Consider the following 9282-nt stretch of genomic DNA (forward strand, 5'->3'; position numbering starts at 1 on the left):
TTTTGTAATTACTTTATACGAGAACAAGAGGGGGTATTTAAATGAGTAAAGTTTTAAGATTTGAATTGCAAGTTCCAAACCCTGAAGAAGCTATTCAATTTTATACAAATAGTTTTGGATGGAAGTTTGAAAAAATGCCTGGGCCACATGAATATTGGTTCATAATTACAGGTGAGAGTGATAGACCTGGTATCGATGGTGGATTAATGAAATCACCTGATGGTGCTACTAGGACAACTAATTCGATTGAAGTACCTTCAGTTGATGAGTACATAAATAAAGTTATTGAAAATGGTGGACAAGTAGTTGTACCTAAAACTGCTATTCCTAATATGGGTTACTTTGCTTATTGTATAGATAATCAAGGGCTTCTTTTTGGAGTACGTGAAGAAAATAGTGAAGCGTAAAAAATTAGGGGAGTTCGAGATTATTTTGTTTGTTGAACGATGTTTTCTATCAAAGATTATAATTAGTGAACACTTTTGTATAAAAACTAGTATTATTTTAGCTGAAGAAGGATCCATTTTGATTATTTTCAAAAGGGTTCTTTTTTATTTTTCACATATTGTGAGTTATTTAGGCATGATTAATCAAACTTATATCGGTATATTATCTATGAAAAAAGTAAATAAATGATGTTATATTCAAGGGTTAATCTATTGACTGCTAAACAGTTTGAGGTGAAAAGGAAAAGAGGACCAATTATTTTCGTGTAAACATGTAATTAAGTGAAGACGTCATATACCCTTTCATGTTAATATATTTAAGTTATAATAGGAGGCTTACCCTTTTGTATTGTACGGTAGAAGCAGTGTGAGCTTGAAATTTTTTATGAAAAGGATGTGCCTAACTTGCGTATAAATAAATTTATTAGTGAAGCTGGAAAAGCGTCTCGACGTGGAGCAGATAAGTTAATTAACGAGAGAAAAGTAATTATTAACGGTAAGGTTGCAAAAATTGGTGACCAAGTAAATCCAGGTGATGACGTGCGAGTAAATGGAGAGCAACTTCGTATTGCTCGAGATCATGTGTATATCGCTTTAAATAAACCAGTAGGTATTACATGCACAAGTGAAAAAGCAGTAAAAGGTAATATTATCGATTTAGTGAATCATCCTTTACGAATTAATCACATCGGGCGTCTCGATAAAGACTCAGACGGTTTAATTTTGTTAACGAATGATGGCGATATTGTTAATGAGATTTTACGTGCTGAAAACAAGCATGAGAAAGAATATATCGTTTCAGTAGATAAGCCGATTACACCGGAGTTTTTAGAGAAAATGGCAGCAGGTGTTAAAATTTTAGATACAAAAACGCTTCCTTGTGAAGTAACACAGTTATCAAAATATGAGTTCCAAATTATTTTAACACAAGGATTGAATCGTCAAATTCGCCGTATGTGTGAAGCTTTGGGTTATCAAGTATACACGTTAAAACGTACGAGAATTATGAATATTGAGCTGAATAATTTACCAGTCGGACAGTGGAGAGATTTATCGAAAAAAGAGAAAAAACGACTATTTTCAGACTTGAATTACGAACCACAAGATTGGTAAAAAGAGAAGGGGAAACCAAAAAATGTTTTTGGTTTCTTTTTTTATTGAATAAAAAATGTATTTTTAACACTTGTAAAAATGGATTGAATAGGATATATTAAATAACAATAAATGGATTTGTTACAAAAGCAAAGAAAAGGACACGAGTTATTTTAAACGGTTATACAGAGAGGGAAGAAAAGCTGAGAACTTCCTAACGCAGAAAAATAACTTACCACCTTAGAGCTGCACTAGGGAAATTCAGTATCTAGTGCCGTGTAAGCGACGTTATCGCAAAAGAAGCCATTATGTTTTTTGTGATGGGAATCTGGGTGGAACCACGAATATAAGCATATTTGTCCCTATTTTAGGGATGAATATGCTTTTTTGCATTCAATTTCATAATAAGCGAAGAAAAGGACACGAGTTATTTTACCCGGTTATACAGAGAAGGAAGGAAAGCTGAGAACTTCCTAACGCAGAAAAATAACTTACCACCTTAGAGCTGCACTGGGGAAATTCAGTATCTAGTGCCGTGTAAACGACGTTACCGTAAAAGAAGCCATTGTATGTTTACAATGGGAATCTGGGTGGAACCACGGGTAAAAGCACACTCGTCCCTATTTTTGGGATGAGTGTGCTTTTTATTATGAAATGGAGAGATGAAAAATGAAAGAACAAATGATTGAAATTAAATTTCCAGATGGTAGCGTTAAAGAATTTGTAAAAGGAATTACTTTAGAAGAAATTGCTGGATCCATTAGCAGTAGTTTAAAAAAGAAAGCAGTCGCAGGAAAAGTTAATGATCAGTCTTTTGATTTACGACGAAACATTGAAGAAAGTGCGAAAGTTGAAATCATTACTATGGATTCAGATGAAGGGGTAAAAATTGCCAGACATTCTGCTGCACATATATTAGCACAAGCTGTGAAAAGAATTTATGGTAATGTGAAGCTTGGAGTAGGACCAATCATTGAAAATGGATTTTATTATGATATGGATCTTCCGAGTAGTGTAAACGTAGAAGATTTACCGAAAATCGAAAAAGAAATGAAAAAGATTATAAATGAAAATGTAAAGATAGAACGAGTAGAGGTCTCTCGAGAAGAAGTAAAAAAATTGTTTCAAGAAATGAACGATCACTTGAAATTAGAACTTTTAGAAGCAATTCCTAATGATGAGAGTGTAACAATTTATAAACAAGGTGAATTTGTAGATTTATGTAGAGGACCACATTTGCCATCTACAGGTTATTTGAAAGCATTTCAATTAACTCACGTTTCAGGTGCATATTGGCGAGGGGATAGTAATAATCAAGTGCTTCAGCGTATATATGGTGTTGCATTTTCTTCTCAAAAAGAATTGGAAAAGCATTTGCATTTTGTTGAAGAGGCTGCAAAGAGAAATCATCGTAAGTTAGGTAGTGAGCTTGAATTGTTTATGTTTTCAGAAGAGGCTCCGGGAATGCCCTTTTACTTGCCGAAAGGACAGATTATTCGCAATGAATTAGAAGCATTTTTAAGAGAAATTCAAAATGAGTACAATTATCAAGAAGTGCGTACTCCATTTATGATGAATCAAGAATTATGGGAGAAGTCAGGACACTGGGGACATTACAAAGACAATATGTATTTCTCAGAAGTAGATCATAAAAGTTTTGCGTTAAAACCGATGAATTGCCCAGGCCATATGCTTATGTTTAAAAATAAATTACATTCTTATCGTGAATTACCGATTCGTATGTGTGAGTTCGGTCAAGTGCATCGACATGAATTTAGTGGCGCTTTAAACGGATTATTAAGGGTTCGTACTTTCTGCCAAGATGATGCTCATTTATTTGTAACACCAGAACAAATTGAAGATGAAATCAAATCAGTGTTGGCGCAAATTGACTATGTGTATAAAACTTTTGGTTTCGAGTATGAAGTAGAGCTTTCTACTCGTCCAGAAGATTCAATGGGTGATGATAAATTATGGGAGCAAGCAGAATTGGCATTAGAAAATGTATTACAGTCATTAAATTATAAATATAGATTAAATGAAGGTGACGGTGCATTCTACGGTCCGAAAATTGATTTCCATATTAAAGATGCTTTAAATAGAAGTCATCAGTGCGGAACAGTCCAACTTGATTTCCAAATGCCAGAAAAATTTGATTTAAATTATATAGATGAAAATAATGAAAAAAGAAGACCAGTTGTCATCCACCGAGCAGTTTTAGGATCTTTAGATCGCTTCTTAGCCATATTAATTGAGCACTTTGGAGGCGCGTTCCCAGCATGGGTAGCACCAGTTCAAGTGAAGGTAATTCCAGTTTCAAATGCAGTACATGTAGAATATGCAAATGAGGTTGCAGACAAACTAGCACAAGCTGGAATTCGTGTTGAACGAGATATACGAGATGAAAAATTAGGATATAAAATAAGGGAAGCACAAATGCAAAAAGTTCCTTATGTTCTTGTTATTGGGGATAAGGAAATGGAAAGCGAAGCTGTAAATATACGAAAATATGGTGAAGAGAAGTCAGAAGTTGTTGCGCTAGATGTATTTGTGGCAAGTATTGAAGAGGAAATAAAGGATAAAAAATAATAATTGATTAGAAAATACGCCATTATAATGAAGTGAACTCGAATAATGGCACATGAAAAAAGCACCTCCTGAATTCGCATACTAAGTATGTCAATTCAACGGAGGTGTTTTTCATTTGAAGGGAAGAGTACATTACCCGGATGAGGTAAAGTGGAAAGTGATTGATTTGATATTGAAAGGCCCACAACATTGTAGACATATCTAAAATGTTGGAGGCGATTTGTTTTCTAGTTAATCACTTATTAAAAGTAAAGCTGTTAACTTGTCTTACAAATTTTCTTTAAAAAGTTTCGGTAAAAATTTGCTGAACTGACTCATTTCTTCTACATTGTGTTTATATAAACCACTTAGGTTAATAAATGGTGGTAATCCTTTCGGGAAAATGAATGTAGAAGTCATTACTGTACCGTTCTCGGATTTTTCGTATTGATGTATTACTTGTGAAATTACATCGTCATGATCATCTAAACATGAACCCATTAAAACATGGCTGTAATGGGTATTTATAGGACAATCTTTAGGATCTTCCCATCTAATTCTTAGCGGGAATTCTAGTCCATCCCCAGCAGATTCAATTGAAGCTGATATGGCTCCTACATGCCCATGCACTTTAGGATCAACTAGCCACTTAAAATCAACATGTTCTTCTGGATGCCATAGTTTATATCGTTCAGAGTTATCAATATTATCCCACCACCAGTCAATCATTTCTGGTGTTACGTCATTCAATTCATGTTCAACTACTATTGATACTTGGTTTTTCATTTCTGTACCTCCTATTTTTTAATCAACATAGTGTTGGTTATTTATATTTAGTATTATAGTATGGGTATCTTATGGGTTCAATAAACAGAAATAGCTGATCTGTTGCATTCTGAACATTATATAAAAATATGTCTAAAAAAATTTATGAGGTAAAAAATGAAAAGTGCATACACTGATTTACGTGTAGCTCGTACTAAAGAAGCGATACGTGATGCACTAACTGAATTAATAAATGAAAAAGGGTTTGATTCCATTACGGTTAAGGATATTACAGCTAGAGCCAATATTAATCGAGGGACATTTTATTTACATTATCGTGATAAATATGACCTATTTGATTTGTGGAGTAGTATTGGTGATTTATATTTTATATTCATTTTTTCTAAAAGATGAAAGTGATTTGAATGTAATTATTATATTAACTGTCTTGCTCATTATTTCTATAATTTTAGACAAAAGAAACATAAAAAAACGGATCGATTAAAGATCGGTTTTTTTATATTTTTTAATAATAATGAAAGTAAACCAATATTTAAAAGTTTACTTTGGAACGGCTTAAGAAAAATAACATTCACTTCTTATGGAAAGTAGTCATAGGAATACAGCCTTCATTGTGGGCGGGGTGCACATATTTATAAAAAAATACCCTTGTCCAATCCATTATCATTCTTTAGTCATTTAATATTACAAAGGGGGTGAGAACATGGAAAACAATGAAAAAATCACGTTTCGATTTGTAAAAAAAAATGGGCAAGAAATTAATTTGGGAAATCTTGATGATAAACGAAAAATTGTCATTGTCATTAATAATCAGATTACATTTGCACCGAATACAACACAAATCGCCAGTGGAGCCGGACAAAATAGTGCAGCAGGAAGTAATGCAGCAATCGATTCATCGAATACCCGACAGCAAGAAACGGTGGGCGCTGGAGGCGAAGCGATAAATAAAGGAATTAGTGGGGATCAGATTGAGCCGCATAAAATGAAAAAAGAAACTTCGGATGAAGAGGCAGAATTTGTACTCATCATCAATAATCAAATTAATAGAACCCGTGAGAAACAGGCTAGTGCTACTCAAGTGGCAAGTGGTGGTGGAGATGACAGTGCAGCGGGAACCAACGCTGCCATCGAAAGTTCTAACACCAAACAGCAGCATGCAGTGGGAGGGGGAACGGATAGTTCGGCAGTAAACACAGGTGAAGAAGGCGACCAAATAGAAAAATGCGATTAAAGAAGGAAAAATAATGTGAATTTTAGAGGTTCTCTCAGTTTATCTGAGGGATTTTTTTTACTTTAATTGTATTGGTAATTTGATAATAAACTTAAACCGTATGTATTCAAAGTGAACAAATAATGGATACAGGATTTGGTGCTAGCCTATAAAGAAAAGAAACCCTAAGGTGCCTTCCTCCGACTTGAACCACTTTTTTTAGTAACCGAATTCTCCATCAAAATCACTGCAAGTACCGCCGCAACTCATAATTCTCCTTAATTCAAACGTAACAATTTAGAGTATAAGAATATTTTCTGGCCTTTAATCTAATGTGAAATTAGTAAGGAGCTTATTTTATGAAAAAATGTTAACTAAAAAAGTGGTAGAAGTGATTATTTGAATAAATTAATATTATCGTTTTCATTGGCTACATTCTGTCTAAATATTGCAGGATGTTCTAATGATATGGCTATACTAAGGAATAAGTCTAAACTTTCAACAACTGTGAAGGTTAAATGCATCAACAAAGCGTGGTACAAAAAACATATGTTATGCAATAGTCTAAATAGACTTTAAATAGTTGATGATAAAGGTCATAAAGAAAAGAAACCCTAAGGTGCCTTCTTCAGACTTGAACCATCTTAATTTTAATAATATGTATTGGACTCCCATCCAAATAGTATTTTACCATGTTAAGTTATTTTATTCATTGAGAAATATGGTTCAAATCTATATTTTAAAAAGTTATATAGAAGAGAACAAGCTATTAATTAGGGATAAAACTACATGCCGAGCCGATCAAGTTAAGACATCATAATATCCCAGAATGAAAGTTTTGAGCATGTTGCTCGTATTTATTGTTTGGGGATAACTCGTTCTTTTAGCTTGATGGAGATGGGGTACCGTCAGTATTTCGGAAAAAAACCACGCTAAGAGCATGCAAGGTTTTATACAGTTTTTCGGCTAATCTAGTAACAAATAAGAACCCTAAAACCGCGCCAGGATAGGAATGTATAAAAAATGCATAGATCCATAGAACAAAAAAGAAGGTCCCTTGTGAGAATAGGATTCCCCCTTTTCGGATTCACTTCAATTTCAAAGTGGTGTGTTTTCTTTTTTACCTTACAAAATTGTAAGGTAAATGTAAGAGAAATCGAAGGAACGAGTTTTAGAAAAATGAGAATATTAAGAAGTGATATGATTCATATTTCTTTTAAGTTTGAAAAGTTAAAAAATCCTTAAGGATTTATATGACAAAAAGATAAGAAATATATGAGAAGTTAATACTATACAAAAGGGATGGAGTGAAAGAGATGTCAACAAATGTAGTTACTGTAGAAAGTGTAGAAAAAACGTATGGGAAAAGAAATGAGAATCAGTCAAAAGCATTAAGGGGTGTTTCATTAAGTATTAAAGAAGGAGAGTTTGTAGGGATTATGGGTCCATCTGGATCTGGTAAAACGACATTACTAAATGTGATTAGTACACTTGATCAAGCGACAGGTGGCAGTGTAACAATAGCTGGCACAAATATTACTTCTATGAAAGGGAATGCATTATCAGATTTTCGTTCTCAAAAATTAGGATTTATTTTTCAAGATTTTAATCTACTAGAAAATTTATCAATTTATGAAAATATCGCTTTACCACTTTCCTTGCAAGGCGTACCGTCAAGTGAGATTACTGGAAAAGTAAATGAAGTAGCAAAGAAATTAGGGATTACTGAAATTTTAACTAAATATCCGACTGCTGTTTCTGGTGGACAAAAACAAAGAACAGCGGCAGCACGAGCTTTAGTGCATAATCCGGCAATCGTATTAGCAGATGAACCGACAGGAGCACTTGATAGTAAAAATGCAAAAAGTTTATTAGAAGCGATGCAAGATTTACATGAAAATCACAATGTAAGTATTTTGATGGTAACACACGATGCATTTAGTGCGAGCTATTGTGAACGTATTTTATTTATACAGGATGGACTTCTTTATAAAGAGTTAAAACGTCAAGGAACACGAGAAAATTTCTATCAAGATATTTTAGGTGTGCTTGCTCAAATGGGCTCAGCAGCTGAGCCTAAGTAAGGGGGCGAGACTATGTTATTCAAATTATCACGTCATAGTATGAAAAAAATGTTAAAGGATTATATGGTTTTACTTATTGGTCTAGTCATTAGTATTAGTATTTTTTACATGTTCCAAACGATGGCGATGAATAGTGAATTTACAAAAGATAATAGTCTCATTAGTAGTATTAGGCTCGTCTTTTGGGTTGGTGCAATATTGCTTTCTTTCATTACAGTTTTTTACATCATATATGCCAATTCTTTTTACTTACATTAAGAAGAAAAGAACTCGGTATGTACATGATGCTTGGAGCGAAAAAGAAAAAAGTAGCGCAATTATTATTTATTGAGACTTTTGGTATGGGGATTGTAAAGACCTGAAGCAGCAACCTAATGAGAAGAATGCATAAAACAATCCGAATGCTTTCCCTCGGTTACCATCTGTCGTATTTTCAACAAGTAAAGCATTAATTGCTGGGAAGAGGATAGCGAATCCAATTCCATAAATCATCATAACGATAAAGAGCATGCCTTTTGTTGCAAATAATCCGAGTAAAGATAACGCTAGTGCCATTACTGCAATCCCGATTAGCATTAGTTTTGAACGATTAAATCGATCGTAAATGCGATTTGTTGGAAGTAAGAAGAAGAGGATAGCGGTAATTCCGAATACACTTAACATCATGCCTGTTGTAGATGCTTTAAGTGCTAACGCCTCAACTTTTACTGGTAACATATACGTGACAATTCCTTGTGAAAACATTAGCGTGAAAGCACCAATATATGCTTGCAATAACGGTTCAGATCTCAATAGCTCAATCATATCTTCTTTGTTCATCATTTGAGTTCTTGATGTATCTTTTCTTGATACGTTATTTGGTAAGAAGAATAGGGATACGATTGTACCAAGGACCATTAAAATAGAAATGGTAATGAACACCCACTCTATACCAGCTGTTGCTTTCATAATGCCACTAAAAGCAGGTCCTACGATTGCCGCTGTTCCAACGGCAGCACCAGATAGAGCCATTGCCTTACCTTGCTTTGCTGAATTTGTTTGCTTTGATAAAAATGTAAAGGCAGCAGGAATTAAAAATCCGTCACTAAAACCG

At 34.0% G+C, this 9282-nt stretch carries 6 protein-coding genes, 3 pseudogenes and 2 other annotated features; of the genes and pseudogenes, 7 read left to right on the plus strand and 2 right to left on the minus strand.

All coding sequences use genetic code 11. The features are described from left to right. Positions 1-41 precede the first annotated feature (41 nt). The 3 genes from JFT89_RS14260 (at position 42) to thrS (ending at position 4127) form a co-directional block, all read left to right on the plus strand. Positions 42-407: a VOC family protein gene (locus tag JFT89_RS14260; protein WP_201040264.1), complete on the plus strand. Its 366-nt coding sequence runs from the start codon at positions 42-44 to the stop codon at positions 405-407. A gap of 444 nt (positions 408-851) precedes the next feature. Next, complete coding sequence (locus JFT89_RS14265; protein ID WP_002085707.1) at positions 852-1559, plus strand: pseudouridine synthase; 708 nt, start codon at positions 852-854, stop codon at positions 1557-1559. 122 nt (positions 1560-1681) lie between these two features. Further along, positions 1682-1905, plus strand: a binding site (T-box leader). Between the two features lie 35 nt (positions 1906-1940). Beyond that, positions 1941-2163 (plus strand) — a binding site (T-box leader). A 44-nt stretch (positions 2164-2207) separates the two neighbouring features. After that, on the plus strand, positions 2208-4127 hold the full coding sequence (thrS, locus tag JFT89_RS14270; protein ID WP_201040265.1) for a threonine--tRNA ligase: 1920 nt from the start codon (positions 2208-2210) through the stop codon (positions 4125-4127). 267 nt (positions 4128-4394) lie between these two features. On the opposite strand, the gene JFT89_RS14275 is transcribed toward thrS, so the two are convergent. Further along, a complete protein-coding gene (locus JFT89_RS14275) occupies positions 4395-4892 on the minus strand; it encodes a DAPG hydrolase family protein (protein WP_002065304.1) in 498 nt (165 codons plus the stop codon). Between the two features lie 156 nt (positions 4893-5048). Between JFT89_RS14275 and JFT89_RS14280 the strand changes: the two are divergent. From JFT89_RS14280 to JFT89_RS14295, 4 genes and pseudogenes are all read left to right on the plus strand, one after another. Beyond that, positions 5049-5225 (plus strand): annotated as a pseudogene (locus JFT89_RS14280) (TetR/AcrR family transcriptional regulator); the annotation flags it as partial. A gap of 370 nt (positions 5226-5595) precedes the next feature. Then, positions 5596-6126, plus strand: a complete 531-nt coding sequence (locus tag JFT89_RS14285) for a hypothetical protein (RefSeq protein WP_002065306.1) — start codon at positions 5596-5598, stop codon at positions 6124-6126. A 1295-nt stretch (positions 6127-7421) separates the two neighbouring features. Further along, the gene (locus JFT89_RS14290) at positions 7422-8189 is read left to right on the plus strand and encodes an ABC transporter ATP-binding protein (protein WP_201040266.1); all 768 of its coding nucleotides are present in this window, start codon (positions 7422-7424) and stop codon (positions 8187-8189) included. 12 nt (positions 8190-8201) lie between these two features. Further along, positions 8202-8542 (plus strand): annotated as a pseudogene (locus JFT89_RS14295) (FtsX-like permease family protein); the annotation flags it as partial. Positions 8543-8558: 16 nt separating this feature from the next. Here JFT89_RS14295 and JFT89_RS14300 read toward each other — a convergent pair. After that, positions 8559-9282, minus strand: a pseudogene (locus JFT89_RS14300) (MFS transporter); the annotation flags it as partial.

Source organism: Bacillus sp. TH25 (assembly GCF_016650935.1).
Taxonomy (GTDB): Bacteria; Bacillota; Bacilli; order Bacillales; family Bacillaceae_G; genus Bacillus_A; species Bacillus_A mycoides.